The 14,479-nt window shown below is 59.6% G+C and carries 11 protein-coding genes and 1 riboswitch; of the genes, 6 read left to right on the top strand and 5 right to left on the bottom strand.

What is annotated here, in order from left to right:
* The first annotated feature begins 452 nt into the window (after positions 1-452).
* From RBH19_RS13245 to RBH19_RS13235, 3 genes are all read left to right on the top strand, one after another.
* Positions 453-2,180 carry an amidohydrolase gene (locus RBH19_RS13245; protein ID WP_306729334.1) on the top strand — a complete coding sequence of 576 codons (1,728 nt, stop codon included), beginning with the start codon at positions 453-455 and terminating at the stop codon, positions 2,178-2,180.
* 230 nt (positions 2,181-2,410) lie between these two features.
* On the top strand, positions 2,411-3,421 hold the full coding sequence (locus RBH19_RS13240) for a hypothetical protein (protein WP_306729333.1): 1,011 nt from the start codon (positions 2,411-2,413) through the stop codon (positions 3,419-3,421).
* A gap of 170 nt (positions 3,422-3,591) precedes the next feature.
* Positions 3,592-3,924: a hypothetical protein gene (locus tag RBH19_RS13235; RefSeq protein WP_306729332.1), complete on the top strand. Its 333-nt coding sequence runs from the start codon at positions 3,592-3,594 to the stop codon at positions 3,922-3,924.
* Positions 3,925-4,059: 135 nt separating this feature from the next.
* Here the strand turns inward: RBH19_RS13235 and RBH19_RS13230 are convergent, their stop codons facing one another.
* The 3 genes from RBH19_RS13230 to RBH19_RS13220 form a co-directional block, all read right to left on the bottom strand.
* Positions 4,060-5,064, bottom strand: coding sequence for a transposase (locus RBH19_RS13230; protein WP_306729331.1), 1,005 nt, complete (start codon positions 5,062-5,064; stop codon positions 4,060-4,062).
* A gap of 397 nt (positions 5,065-5,461) precedes the next feature.
* Positions 5,462-5,548: riboswitch (cyclic di-GMP riboswitch) on the bottom strand.
* Between the two features lie 296 nt (positions 5,549-5,844).
* Positions 5,845-7,263 carry a hypothetical protein gene (locus RBH19_RS13225; RefSeq protein ID WP_306729330.1) on the bottom strand — a complete coding sequence of 473 codons (1,419 nt, stop codon included), beginning with the start codon at positions 7,261-7,263 and terminating at the stop codon, positions 5,845-5,847.
* Between the two features lie 91 nt (positions 7,264-7,354).
* Positions 7,355-8,320: an ankyrin repeat domain-containing protein gene (locus tag RBH19_RS13220; protein WP_306729329.1), complete on the bottom strand. Its 966-nt coding sequence runs from the start codon at positions 8,318-8,320 to the stop codon at positions 7,355-7,357.
* Between the two features lie 229 nt (positions 8,321-8,549).
* Here RBH19_RS13220 and RBH19_RS13215 point away from each other — a divergent pair, with 229 nt between their 5' ends.
* Both RBH19_RS13215 and RBH19_RS13210 read left to right on the top strand, forming a co-directional pair.
* A complete protein-coding gene (locus tag RBH19_RS13215) occupies positions 8,550-10,061 on the top strand; it encodes a S10 family peptidase (RefSeq protein ID WP_306729328.1) in 1,512 nt (503 codons plus the stop codon).
* 182 nt (positions 10,062-10,243) lie between these two features.
* Complete coding sequence (locus RBH19_RS13210; RefSeq protein WP_306729327.1) at positions 10,244-11,275, top strand: alpha/beta fold hydrolase; 1,032 nt, start codon at positions 10,244-10,246, stop codon at positions 11,273-11,275.
* A gap of 35 nt (positions 11,276-11,310) precedes the next feature.
* Here the strand turns inward: RBH19_RS13210 and RBH19_RS13205 are convergent, their stop codons facing one another.
* Positions 11,311-11,739, bottom strand: coding sequence for a PH domain-containing protein (locus tag RBH19_RS13205; RefSeq protein WP_306729326.1), 429 nt, complete (start codon positions 11,737-11,739; stop codon positions 11,311-11,313).
* 77 nt (positions 11,740-11,816) lie between these two features.
* Positions 11,817-12,776 (bottom strand): LysR family transcriptional regulator, encoded by a 960-nt coding sequence (locus tag RBH19_RS13200; RefSeq protein ID WP_306729325.1) that lies wholly within the window; start codon positions 12,774-12,776, stop codon positions 11,817-11,819.
* 119 nt (positions 12,777-12,895) lie between these two features.
* Here RBH19_RS13200 and RBH19_RS13195 point away from each other — a divergent pair, with 119 nt between their 5' ends.
* The gene (locus tag RBH19_RS13195) at positions 12,896-14,398 is read left to right on the top strand and encodes an NADP-dependent isocitrate dehydrogenase (RefSeq protein ID WP_306729324.1); all 1,503 of its coding nucleotides are present in this window, start codon (positions 12,896-12,898) and stop codon (positions 14,396-14,398) included.
* Positions 14,399-14,479 lie beyond the last annotated feature (81 nt).

The raw sequence follows: 14,479 nt of genomic DNA, 5'->3' as shown, positions 1-14,479 counted from the left end.
GGACTAGCGTCCTGGCGAAGCCCAGTCCCTTCAGGAAGCTTCGGCCGAATTGCTCGGCCGCCACTCTGATTGCTCAGACCCACATGGACACCCACTACTCTACCAGCTTAGGGCTGAGGGGAATGGCGGATGGGGGGGCACGACCAGACGAGTGTAGGAATCTTCGGAAGAATCAAGCAAATGGTCACTGCGATAGCGTCCGGCGAATCCCAAGTTGAGCCAAATTTCGGAAGCGTCAGTAGCGCTCGCATTCTGCATGAGCGCCACCTGGCCCCAGATAGGCATACCCATCAGCGGGTTATGCCGGCCCGCCTGGGAGGAAAAGAGCGGGCTTTGAAGACTGACCCTTCCTCAGCCGGACGCCCGTCGATCAAGTCTCCAAAAAGGCACTACACTGATATCCATCGTGCCTGATTTCATCGGATTGACCGCCGACAAGCGAGGAGATTGACATGCCGCGCTGTACGTCGTTGATTTGCCAGATTTTGGCTGCATTCGCCCTCTTGCTCGCCGCCTGTGAGCCCGGTGGAGAGCGGGAGGCCGCCCAGTTGCCGGCGGCGGATCTGCTGATCCACGGTGCCCCGGTCTGGTCTGCGGACATGGATGTTGAAGCCGATGCCGTGGCGGTGCGCGGCGAGAAGATTCTGGCGGTGGGTACCTATCCTGAACTGCAAGGCCATGTGGGGCCGAAAACCCGGATCATCGAAGTCGAGGGTGGGCGTATCGTGCCCGGCTTTATCGACAACCACACCCACTTCAACCGCGCTGGGGAGCTGTTGCTGGGCATCAACCTGCTGCCCGTGGCCGATGACGAGGGCTTTCGCCGCGAGCTTGAGGCGGCCCACCAGCGGATGCCGGCGGACAGCTGGATCACCGGTGGGCTGTGGGGTGCCTATGAAGCCTGGGAGCACGGCGATGGCCAGGGCGCCGGTGACGTCCCGGAGGATGCCTACTATCCCGATGGCGAGATCGTCGAGGCTATTGCCGGTGACCGCCCGGTGCTGCTGTGGAACTGGGACGAGAGCCTGTGGCTGGCCAGCCCCGCCGCCCTGGACCACGCCGGTTTTGACTGCGAAACGGAGGGCGTGGAATGCCGCGACGGCGAACCCACCGGCCGCCTGGAACCCTCGGCCGGCGAGGCCCTGCGGGAGACGGTCCCGGACAAGCCTTTCGAGCAACGCCTGGCCGAAGCCGAGGTGGCCCTGGAGCGGCTGCGCGAGCAGGGCGTGACCACCATCCACGACATCACCACGCCGGAACAGCTCAAGGTCTTCCAGTACCTGTACCGGGAAGGTCGCCTCACCACCCGCGTCTATGCCCGCCCCACCCTGGACCGCTGGGAGGCCCTGGCCGAGGTCGGCATCACCCACGGATTCGGTGATCCGATGCTTCAGATCGGCGGGCTCAAGGGTTTCGTGGACGGGATCATGGGCAATTCCACCGCCCGCTTCTACGAGTCTTACGAACACATCGATTCCCGCGGGCAGTGGCGGGACATGATGTACCCCGAGGGCAATATGCTGGAATTGCTCAAGGGGGCCGATGCGGCGGGTCACTGGCCCCAGGTCCATGCCATCGGCGACGAGGCCATTGATCATCTGCTGGATCTGTACGAGGAAATGATCGAGGCGAACGGACCGGCGGATCGACGCCTCCGGGTCATCCACACCCAGGTTCTGCGTGATGCCGATGTGGCCGAGCGCATGGCGGCGATGGGCCTGATCGCGGAAATGCAGCCCTTCCATGCCATCGACGACATGCGCTGGATGGAGGAACGCATCGCGGACCGCTCCCGCTGGGCCTATGCCTTTCGCACCTTGCACGAGGCGGGCGTGATGCTGAGCTTTGGCAGCGACTGGCCCGGGACCAATGCCTCCTGGTACCCAGCCAACCCCATGCAGGGCATCTATGCCGCGGTGGTCCGAAAGGCCCTGGATGGCGAGCCGGAGGGCGGCTGGTACCCGGAGGAGCGTATCGACCTGGAAACAGCACTGAGGGCCTATACCGCCAACAATGCCTATGCCGAGGGCAATGAAGCCATCAAGGGTCGCCTCGAACCCGGCATGCTGGCCGACATCGTGGTACTGGAAGAGGATCCCTTCGCCGTGGATGAGCTGGCGCTGAAGGACGTCGGTGTTGAGCTGACCGTGGTAAATGGCGAGATTGTCTTCCAGCGCTAGAGGGCAGGGAAAGTACAGAGACACCCGCAAGGTATATTGGCTAGTTGCTGATTTCGCGAAGTGCTAGCTACACGGATAGAGAAAGGTGGGTGCCCCGGTGGTTCGTTGTCGAATAGACGAGCAAGCAAACCAGACTTCAGAGAATAACTTCATTTTGGGAGGGGGTGCCGATGTTTTCCAGCTGTGGGTTCTTTAAAGAGGCAGAATGCCGTTGCGCCAGATACCTCTCAATGGTTGTGTTTGCGCTGGCCATGACTTTCTATACGCATGCCGCCAATTCGGCAGCACATTGTTATGACCTCCATCATCTGCCAGCTGTGGGTGAGCTCTCCGTTGAGAATGGGCTTGTGCATGCGACAATCATTGGCAATGGCACCGCCGCAGGCCATCTCAATGAATTATCGCAGGAAGCTGAACGCCATCAAATGGAAAACCGGCCCACGATTGCTTACGATCCTGAGGCTGGGTGGCGTTCGATCGGCAAGAAAGATTGCCGGCGACAACGAGGCTGCAAGAGGAGCAATGTTGCTTCTTGCGAATTCCCGGCCGTGAGCTTGAGTGAGACAGAGAAACAGCTGCTCCCACCGGTGGTGCGCTTGGAGCAATCTGGCGGTGCTTGTGTGCATGAAGATGACCGAACCTATTTCGGTCTAAGCTTCTATCACGGAGAGGGCGTGGGTGATCTCGGTGGATGGGGGTGGTTGGATGATTCCGGTGAGCCTACTGTGCGGCGCACAACCTCCTTGTTGCATAGCTCAGTCAATGCCATCGCCCATGACGGCCAGCATTTGTGGCTGGGTACATACCATAATATGGAGTGCATCGGTGAGTATCCAGCAAAGGGTCTACTCGTCGTGGATTTGGGGACGGAGCGAGTTCGGGCTGCATCGGTGAGGAGGGCCAGCTGCGGTTTCGTGTTCCACGATATGCTCATGCACGATGGTGATCTATGGATCAGCAGTGATATGGGGGTCAGCCGAGTGAAGCAACCAGCGAAAGATGGCCTCTGGGCACGAGCCACCCACTACGCTCCCACCGGCGATGCCGAGAACCCCATCATTGAAGTTCAATGTGATGAGATCTATCGAAATTACCTGAAGAATATGGAAAGAGAGCCCATGTATCCGGGGCTGTACAGTCAATGGTATACGTTCCTGGAAGTGCTCGCGGAGCATAGGACTACGTTCTTCGTCAGATATTATGAGGAATTGCTAAAGCAGCTTGATGAGCGAGGCGAATAGTCTCGCTCCTTTCGCACATACCCATAAACTCCTCACTTCGCCGTGATTTGTCGAGCCTGGCCAGCCTCTCTCAGACCGAACCTTCCGTGGATTCATGCGTCGAAGCGGGGAGCCCCGGCGGACCCTGACGTCTGCCGGTCTGATCTGTATTCAGCCATAAAGGGTTTCTCATGCGGATTATTCAACAGTCGCTTGTCTTTCTGATCGTGAGTCTCCTGGCAGGCACGGCGCTCGCCAGCGAGCGCAGCATTGCCATTGATGATGCGGTGGTAACCGAGCATGACATGCGTATTGAAGGGCAGCGCGTGCGTTACTCGGCCACCACCGGCACCCAGCCGGTCTGGGACGAGGACGGCAAGCCCGTCGCCACGCTGTTCTACACCTATTATCAGCGCACCGATGTGCGTGACCGGGATAGAAAGAACAAGGACATCCACCACTCCATCGTACTCATTTTCTGCCTTTGGGGAACGCGGAGGTTTGAGGCGAATGGTTTCGCCTGAGAAATGGAGTGCTATTCCATGGTTACAGTCGCTGAGCTACAGAGAATGCGTCCCCGATTGGCTACAGTCGGGCAGGGGTGCCTCGCCTTGAGCGGCAATTGATGGGCTAGATTCAATGGTGGAAGCCGGCTAGGTCTAACCGGGATCAGGAAACAACTGCCGGGCAAAGCTCAGGCCCTTGAAAAAGGCACGCCCGAACTGCTCGGCCGCTACTCGTATGGCTGAGGCCCGTCCTACGGCGTGATGGAACTGCAATCTCTGGCCCCGGCGGATGGCGCGCATCCAGGTGCGGCCATCGATCTCCAGACGGTCCAGAATCGGCGGAAGATCTTCTGGTATGGCCCCGCGCTTGCCCTCACGAACAATCCGCCCGCTCCAGTCGACCAGCTCTGTATAGTCGTCAAGATAGAAGGGCAGGCCATCCGGCCCATCCCAGCGCTCGCCGCCGGCAAAATCCAATAGGCGGGGACATTTGGCCGAATCTCTGCGAGGTTCCCTGCCCAGAACCTCCCGAATCCGCTGCTGAATTGCTGTGTGATCAGATTTTTCGGGGGTTTCGGCGATACCCGCCCTTACGGGATTTAGATCCACATAGGCCATGCAGGTAAGCAGGGCCTGCTCATCGAGCAGGGCCTGGGACTTGAATCGCCCTTCCCAGAAACGACCAGTGCAGCCATCCTCGGCATTGGCTCGACGGGCAATGTGCTCATTCAGGCAGCGCATGAACCAGGAAAGATCCGAAAGCCGCTCCCGCCAGGTCTCGATGATCCGTCGGACCACGTCTATCTCGGCTTCACCCGTTGTTTGGCCCGAGCGATAGCGCTGGACAAGGACGGGGAGAGAGAACAAGCGCTCCCAGCGCTCCAGGATCTCAGTCTCGGACCAGGCATTGGCCCTGTCCGGGTCGAGTCGGACGACCAGGTGGCAATGATTGCTCATCACCGCATAAGCGCAAAGATCGATGGCGAAGATCTCGGAAAGCTCGCTGAGCCGTTCCACGATCCAGTCCTTGCGGTGCTCGTAGGATTTGCCGCTGAGCCTGTCCATGCCACAAAGAAAGGCCCGCCGGACACAGCGGGAAATCACATGGTAATAGGGTGTGGCCTCGAGGCAGACCTGTTCTTTCCTGGCAATCGGCATTGGTCCTCCCCCTTTATTGATTCTTGAGCCCATTCTTCAATACTCGCCCTCGCGGTTCTGTAGGAAATATCCGAGGGGTTGTGTAAGAATCGGATGGAGGGAGGTGCGTGTCCCGGTGTTTCCTGACGAGAATGGGCAGTTCTCCGAAACAGCTGTCCAATAGGGAAGCTTCTCTGGGTTGCTGACTTTTAGAGGAGAGGCAATTACTTGCGACGCGGACAGGCAAGTCATAGCCAGGACGGAAAGCACCGAAATGGTGGTGATTGCGGATCGGATCATTGACATGGTCTCCTTACCATTTTGTTCTCTCGAGGGAGAGCTTCTGTTTGCCTTGCACCGGTGGGGGTGCTCGGGCGCTAGAAAGGGAAGTATGGTCAAGGAGTGCGATGCTGAGTTGTACGGTAGCTACGCTGTCCTAGGGTGAAGTCCCCTTAGACCGTTTGCTTTGCGTCCCCGCCTTTCGACAGGTTTGCCCTTTCAAGCTACGAACGTATCGTATCTGTAAGTGAAGCGTCAACGGATTCCGTCGCCGCGACTGGAGTGCGGGACAAAAAGCCCAGATAAGAGCCAAGGGCGCCCACCGTTGTATTGTTTTGCGTCGGAATCAGTAAACGAGGCAATTGTCTGTCTGAGGTTTCTTTCTGCCCTTCTATAAGACATAAACTTCGCCAAAACAGGCGCCTGGAACACAGCTACGCTAATCCGGCAGTAGTGAGCGAGCGATGATTTCGGAGTTGGTGGAAAGGCAGGCTCCCGCCTCCCTTTCCACCAAATGCGCATTTAATTACTTATATTGATGACACCAAACTGGCCAACGCGATTCACATAGACTACTTCCCCGGTGCGTCGATCGGTGATCTCGATGCCAAGGCTTAGGCTGGAAGCAACATTCTGTGCCTGAATGTGAAAATTGGGTGTGAGGTCGATGTGAAGACCATCATTCCGACGGGTGCCGGCAGCATAGACCTCCATGGATTCGAAGATTTCCATTCTCCCGTCATTGGTCAAACGCAATCGACTGTGATTGCTACCGTGGCTGGGAATGAAGCAGGCATCCAGCCTCAAATGGTCAGTCATGCCGCTGGGGCTGCAGCTCAAGCGTGCGACATAGGGATGGGTTTTTCTCAACTCCGCCTCACGGGCTTCCCGGACGGCTTGTCTGCGAGCCGCAGCTTCCGCACGCCGTTGACGTTCTGCTTCGGCTTCAGCTTGGCGGCGGGCTTCTTTCTCAGCCGCAGCCTCGGTGATCTGCTGGTCTCTGGCGACCCGCCGATTCCTTGCAGTCTCATCAGAGCCTGCTGCCGAAACGTCGCGTACAAAGGCCAACATATTCCCAAGGGATTGCCCACCCGGGTAATTCACGCCTTTCATCCTCTGCAATAATGCATCCCGCTCAGCCGGGTTGCTCACTCCATGAGCCGCCAGCTCAAACAGCTGGTCATTGTTGGCGTCGAGAGACTCACGGAACTGGAAGGTCGCGTAATCTTCCAGGCCTTGGGTAACCTTGGCCCAGCTATCAAGCACCTCCGTGCGTTGGTCACCGGAGAATGTCTCAAATTGATGGAGCTGAAGCGCTTCGTTGTTGCTCACCAGTTCGCCCAATGGCCAGATTTGGTCCGTAACAGGAGTGAAACGGGGCGCATTCGGATCATCAATAAAAACCAGGAAACTCTCATGCACGATGTCACGAACAGCGGTGACGTCCGATTCGCTGCCAATAAAGACATCGCAGCGTTCAAATACGGATGGCTGAGGCCCATGACCTTCTGGGGAAGTTCGTCCTCGGGTGCCTTCCCAGCTCAAGAACGGCCCGATCGGGCGAAGCACGCGACGATAAAGTGACTCAAACTCCTCCAATGTCTCGGCATGGCCATGCCGCGCCGAACGAAACAGTGGCTCGTAGAGAGTTTCCAATGATGTGACCGGTTCTGCTGCTGGCCGTCCTGCGTAGCCTTTAGACGTTAGACGGTTTGCATAGCCGATCAGCAGTCGCTCCTTCTCCGTGTCATCTGTTTTCAGGGCGCACAGCTTCAACGGTACATCCATGACCGGATCCAGACTGTCTCGATACCAGCCTAGACTGGCTTGCGGGAACATTTCCGGCCAGAGCATTGTCGCGGTGATGCCATCGGCCTTGATCGGTGCGCTGGTCAGGCCAAGGCTGAGCAAGATGCTCAAAAGGGCGAGCTGCTTTTTCATTATTTCACCTTTCAGTCGTATGCGTATTGACATGGCCCGCTTGCCCCTGCGTGGAAAACCACGCAGGGTTCTGTTGTTTTAAGTCTCTGAGTCAGGCCTTGATGTGGCCCATTCGGCGCCGGGAGAGTAGAAGGGCGGCGAGGGCCAGGACGAGCAATTCGAACGGACCCCGCCCGATGCTGCAGCCGCTCCCGCTGCTGCTTTCTTCTTCAGTCGAGGCCGTCTGGGTCGGCGGTGCGTCGGGCACATTGGCACCCTGTAAACCACCTCGATCACGAAGCACCTGCGCCGAATTCGTGTGATTACGGATCATGGCGATGTCCAGAGCCGTCTCGCCACGACCGTTCTTCAGGTTCACGTTAATGTCCCGGTGGGAGAGATCGAGGATCTGACGCAGAAAACGAGGGTTGTCATTCTGGTTGACGTAGATCGTAAGCAGTGACCAGCCGGAATTGATCTGGGTATTCGGGTCAATATCGATTTGTCGATCAGCGAGAAGATTGTAAATGAGTTCCACTTCTTCCCGATTCGCCAATAGCGTCAACACACTCCAGCCATCCTCCTGTTGGGCATTCATGTCGGCACCCGCCGCGGCCAGGCGCTGCAGGATCTCCAGGCGGTGGGAGCCCAGGCCCTGGCCGTTGGCCGTCGCCAGCACTGGCGTCCAGCCGCCTTCTGCGGCGGCATTCACATCCACATCATAATGAAGCAGATCACGTACCGCGTCCCGATTGCCCTTGGCCGCTACGACATAGAGCGGGGTGGTTCCATCGGGTGCGCTGAAGTTGGGGTCGGCTCCAGCCTCGATCATCGTCCAGGGCAGGGAGGTGCCGGCTAGATCGCGCTGCTCAAAAATCCAGTTCAGTGGCGTGGTAACTGAACCGGAATGCCGGCTCTCGACACCATGAATGTGCACATTCATTTCAACGCCATCTGCGAGCAGTTGCTGGGCCGCTTCCAGGTCCGCTGTTTCAATGGCCGCTTGCCAACGCCGATCTGCCGCATGAGCGGTTGCAGTCATTGCGAGCAAGAGGAATATCAGGCAAATTCGTTTCATCCTTGGTTTCCTTGTTCATCCGAATAGCTGAATTGTCCAGGCGGATTCTCACGCAAATTGTGTCGTGCCGGTTCCGGATGGCCCAGTAAATGGGGTCAGCGGTACCCATGACGGGATGGGTGGCGCAGCTCGAACATAGAACTGAATGCGACGCACACGGTCGAAGGCGGGATGCCTGTCGGCTGGCGGTCGCCGATTTCAGTGATTTCCAATTGCAAATGAGGTGAGTATGCGGATCTTGAATCAAGGACTGGGTGCTGTTCTTCTGCTTCTGCTGGCGGCGACAGCACTGGCCAGTGAGCGCAGCATTGCGATTGATGATGCCGTGGTCACCGAGCATGACATGCGAATTGAAGGGCAGCGGGTGCGTTACTCGGCCACCACCGGCACCCAACCGGTGTGGGACGAGGACGGAAAGCCGATTGCCACGCTGTTCTACACCTATTATCAGCGCACCGATGTACGTGATCGGGACCGTCGCCCTCTGCTGATTTCCTTCAATGGCGGGCCGGGCTCGGCCTCGGTGTGGATGCATGTGGCTTACACCGGGCCGCGGGTGCTGGAGATCGACGATGAGGGTTATCCGGTGCAGCCCTATGGGATCAAGGACAATCCCTACTCGGTGCTCGATGTGGCCGATATCGTCTTCGTGAATCCGATCAATACCGGGTATTCCCGGGTGGTGCCCGACGAGGAGGGCGAGAAGCTGAGCCGCGAGGAGCAGAAGGAACGCTTCTTCGGCGTCGAACAGGATATTGAATACCTGGCGGAATGGATCAACACCTTCGTCACCCGCCATGAACGCTGGAACTCGCCCAAGTACCTGATTGGCGAGAGCTACGGCACAACGCGGGTCGCCGGCCTGGCCCTGGAGCTTCAGAACCGCCAGTGGATGTACCTTAACGGTGTGATCCTGGTCTCGCCCACCGACATGGGCATCGACCGTGACGGGCCGGTGAAGGCGGCTAACCGCCTGCCCTATTTTGCCGCCACGGCCTGGTATCACGAGGCCCTGGGCGAGGATCTGCAGGCCCTGGATCTCTACGAGCTTCTGCCCAAAGTGGAGGAATTCACTCTGGATGAGTATCTGCCGGCATTGGCCCGGGGCGCGTTCATTGACGAAGACGAGCGCCAGCAAATCGCCGAGCAGGTAGCCCGCTACTCCGGGCTATCCGTGGAGAGCGTGTTGGGCAGCAATCTGGACATCGATTTGGCCTTCTTCTGGAAGGATCTGCTGCGGGAGCGTGGGCGCACCGTGGGGCGGCTGGATTCACGCTATCTCGGCATCGACCGCAAGAACGTGGGCGAGCGGCCGGATTACTGGGCAGAGCTGACGGCCTGGCTGCATGCCTTCACACCAGCCATCAACCATTACATCCGCAATGAGCTCGAATACGAGACCGACATCAAGTACAACATGTTCGGGCCGGTGCACCCCTGGGATCGACAGAACAATCGGACGGGCGAAAACCTGCGCCAGGCCATGGCCCAGAACCCCTTCCTCAACGTGCTGTTCCAGGCCGGCTACTACGATGGCGCCACCAACTACTTCGACGCCAAGTACAGCATGTGGCAGCTCGACCCCAGTGGCGAAATGCGCGACCGCCTGAGCTTCAAGGGCTACCGCAGCGGCCACATGATGTACCTGCGCTATGACGACCTGCGCCAATCCAATCGCGACCTGCGCGAGTTCATTCTGAACTCAATCCCCGAAGAGGGAGAGGCCGCCCGATACGAATGAGGAAGCCAGGCCCGGTGGTGGTGCCAGCGTGTCTGGCACCACCGACCCGTGGGGCCCGCCGCTTTGGCTTTCCTGTCAGCATCTGGTGCGGGCGCAGGCGAATCCGCGGCTGCCTTGAGATCGGAAGGCTATTACCGCATTATCAGTGTTCCAATAATCCCAAAATACAAGCAGGGGGGGGCATGCGGTTGCCTATCGGTCTGTCTGTCAGTCTGGCGATGTGCCTGCTCACAACCCATGCCACCGACTTGGTCGCGGATGAGCGCGAGCAAATGAAAGAGGATGTGTTTGCGCGCACCTTGCAGGATCCGATGAGCCACGGCGGCGGGTTTGAATGGTATCTGCCCGTGGATGAGGATTGCCGGCTCTATATACGCGAGTTCGGTGACCCCGAAGCCGAAACCTGGATTGGTTTGCATGGTGGTTTTGGTATTGAGCATGCCTATTTGCGTCAGGCCCTGGCGGGGCTGGAGAGGGACTTTCGCATCGTCCTTTACGATCAGCGGGGTAGCCTGCGGTCGGACTGCGATGTGTCGACCATTTCCGTGCAGGCCCATGTTGACGACCTGGATGCCCTGCGCAAGGAGTTGGGGCTTGAGCGAGTAAATCTGATTGGGCACTCGGCTGGTGGCTATCTGGCTGCACGTTATCGCGCTGAACACGCTGAGGTGACCGGGAAACTGGTGCTGCTGGCCCCGGCCAACCTGAAACGGCCGCTGGACGATGAGGAAGAAGCGCTGATGGTGCCGCGTGATGAGGCAGTACAGCGACTTCAGCAGCGCGACCGTGTGCAGGCAGAACTGAAACGCCGTGGTCTGGATGGCGATGAACTGTCAGCCCGTGAGCGTTCCATGCGCTGGCGCGTTAATTTCTCTTCCGTCAATCTTTACGACATCAGTCAATGGCCCCGAATGCAGGGTGGCATGTTCTATGCGGTCGAAGCGGGCCAGGCTGCTGGCCGTGACATGATGGAATCTCAGCCCTGGAACTACATTGACGATCTGCTGGGGCACCATGAGTCCGTCTCCGTGATCATGGGCGATCATGATTTCAATGATTTTGGTGGCAAGTTGTATAGCCACTGGTTTGCCGGCAGCGATTCCGTGAATTACGTGCTCCTGGAAAACGCCGGCCATAATGCCTGGGTGGACCAGCCGGCGGCCTTCCGTGCGGCCTTGCTTGAGGGGATGAAGGCTCAGGCAGTTAGCCATTGAGAATCAGCCGCGATGGCATCACGCCGTTGTGAGGCTCAGCTCACGGACGGGCTGAGCGAGGCGCGGCGGTTCTCCAGCTCGGCGATGAAGGTTTCGGGATCACGTGGGGAGATAATGAGCATCTTCCAGCGCCCGTACTGGATCACGATGCGATCCATGGACAGGGCGGGACCGGCAAGAATCGTACGTTCACGCTTCACTGACTGGATGTTCGCCAGCGGTACTTTCCAGCGGAAGGGGCCATTGTGGACGCGGATCATGTCCTGATCGATCACATAGACGGTGTCCAGCAGCATCCAGAGGGGCAACCCTGCACCTACGGCTGCAATGAGCAGGGCGATGACCAACTTGTCGCCCTCACTTTCGATCAGCAGGACTCCACCGGCCCAGAGACAGACCAGTGCGCTGCCCAGCAGCACGAGCACGATCCAGGCGTCCATCTTCGATCGATACTGGCGTTCCATGGTGATCCTCGACACATTGTCCGTGGTGGCAATATTAATTCGCCGACCCGCCGGAAGAAAGTTCTACCGGCGCTGACTCAGGCCTGGTGATCCGTGGGTGGCCAGGGCTGATCGTTGTCGTGCAGGCGCTGTACCAGCTGCTGATCGAGCCGGGGCATCTCCGCCAGCAGATGGTTGTGGAAGGCTTCCGCCGCCGGTGTCAGTCGTCGATCCGGTTTCTGTACCAGGTGCCAGTACACCGGGGCCGGGAAGTAGGGCACATCCAGCATCACCAGCTCACCCGCTTCCAGTTCCAGCTGCACGGCGTGCAGGGAAATCACGGCCAGGCCGTGGCCGCCGCGCACGGCCTGCTTGATGGCTTCGTTACTGCCCAGTTCCAGCTCAGGGCGCAGCTCCACCCCGAAGCGTTGCAGCCATTCTTCCGTCCAAAGGCGTGTTCCGGAGCCCTGTTCACGTACCACGAAGCCGGTCCGGGCAATCAGATCAAAGCCAATGCTCGGGGCCCGGGTCCAGGGGTGATCCGGCGCTGCGATCATCACCAGCGGGTTGATGCCCACCTGCTGGTTTTCCAGGCGGCGATCCGAGGGTGGACGGGTCATCAGATACCAGTCGTCCAGGCCCTCGTTGAGACGTTCGATCAGGGCCGAGCGGGGCAGGATGCTCAGGCTGGCCTCGATCCCGGGGTGCTGGCGGCGGAAATTGCCCAGCACCCGGGGCATGAAGTACTCGCCGGTGGAGACGGCGGCGATCTTGAGGCGGCCGCGTTCGATGCCCTGGCGGGCCGACAATTGCTGCTCCAGCCGCCGCAGGGGTTCGTCCACGGCGCGTGCCGCCTCGAACATGTCGTGCCCGGCTTCGGTCAGTCGCAGGCGGCGCCCCACCACTTCATACAGGGGCAGGCCGGCCGCCTCACTCAGCTGCCGTAGCTGGATGGACAGGGTGGGCGGGGTGAGATGCAGCTGTTTGGCCGCCCGCGTGATGGAGCCGGTTTCGGCCACGGTGCGGAAGATGCGGAGCTGGTGCAGGGTGAGGTGCATAAGAGCCATCCTTGATTAGATAATTATCTAATCGAACATCAAGTATAATTAACTTTACTCTACTTGTTGCGAGAATTACACTTCGCGCGCCTGAAAACCGCAGAGAAGTGGAGAGGATCATGTCCAGCGCAGCCCCCAAGAACGATGAATACGGCGCCGCCCGCCCGGCGACGGAAGCCACCACCGTCGCCCTGGCCGAAGGTGACGGCATTGGCCCGGAAATCACCCGTGCGGTGGTCAAGATCCTGGAGGCCGCTGGCGCGGCCGTGAAGTTCGACCCGATTACCGTTGGCGAGGCCTGCTACCTCGACGGCGTCAGCTCCGGTATTCCGGAATCGGCCTGGGACGCGATTCGCACCCACCGGGTCCTGCTCAAGGGGCCGATCACCACGCCCCAGGGCGGTGGCTACAAGAGTCTCAACGTCACCCTGCGCAAGTCGCTCGGTCTGTTCGCCAACATCCGGCCCTGCCGTTCCCTTGATCCGGTGGTCCCGAGCCGCCATCCGGACATGGACGTGCTGATCGTTCGGGAAAACGAGGAAGACACCTACGCCGGCATCGAGCATCGCCAGACGCGGGAAGTCACCCAGTGCCTGAAGCTGATCTCGCGCCCGGCCTGTGAACGCATTTCCCGCTATGCCTTCGAGCTGGCACGCAGCCAGGGTCGCCGCAAGATCACCTGCATGAGCAAGGACAACATCATGAAGCTCACCGATGGGCTCTTCCATCGGGTCTTCAAGGAAGTGGCCGCCGAGTACCCGGACATCGAAGCCGAGCATTGCATCATTGATATCGGTACCGCGCTGCTGGCCGACCAGCCCGATCGTTTCGACGTCATTCTCGCGCCCAACCTCTACGGCGACATCCTGTCCGACGTGGCCGCGCAGATCACCGGCTCGGTGGGCCTGGGTGGTTCCGCCAACATCGGCGAGGGCTGCGCCATGTTCGAGGCCGTGCACGGTTCCGCCCCGGACATCGCCGGCAAGGACATTGCCAACCCCTCCGGCATGCTGCTGGCGGCCTGCGAGATGCTGCGTTACCTGGGCGACGCCGACACCGCCGCGACGATCCAGGACGCCTGGATGGTGACCCTGGAAGAAGGCGTGCACACGGGCGATCTTTACAAGGAAGGACACAGCCGCGAGCGCGTGGGCACCCAGGCCTTTGGCGATCGCATCATCGAGAATCTGGGCCGTAAGCCGGAGAAGATGGTCGTGCCCCCGGCCGGTGAGCTGCCGAACTTCGAGAACGCCTGGACGCCGACGGCGGATCGCTCGGAGAAGGCCCTGGTGGGTGTGGACGTGTTCCTGGATTACGACGAGTCCGGTCGTGATCCCAAGGCCCTGGGTGATCGTCTCGCCGGGCTCACCGAGGGCACGCCCTTCGAGCTGCGCCTGATCACCAATCGCGGGGTCAAGGTGTGGCCGGAAGGCCTGCCGGAGACCTTCTGCACCGATCACTGGCGCTGCCGCTTCCGCGCCGATGAGGGCGTCACGGCCAGCAACGCCGATGTGATCACCCTGCTGGGCCGCATCAACGAAGCCGGCCTGGACTTCATCAAGACCGAGCAGCTCTACACCTTCGATGGTCAGCTCGGTTTCAGTCTCGGTCAGGGCGAGTAAGACCGCCCTCAAGCACGACCCCGAAACGGCCGCCAATCAGGCGGCCGTTTTTTTGTGGTCGGTGTCGCGGAGCCTGGTGGC

Source organism: Natronospira bacteriovora, assembly GCF_030848495.1.
GTDB classification, from domain to species: Bacteria; Pseudomonadota; Gammaproteobacteria; order Natronospirales; family Natronospiraceae; genus Natronospira; species Natronospira bacteriovora.
The sequence above is the reverse complement of the archived record's forward strand: the minus strand, read 5'-3'. Positions and strand labels throughout refer to the sequence as shown.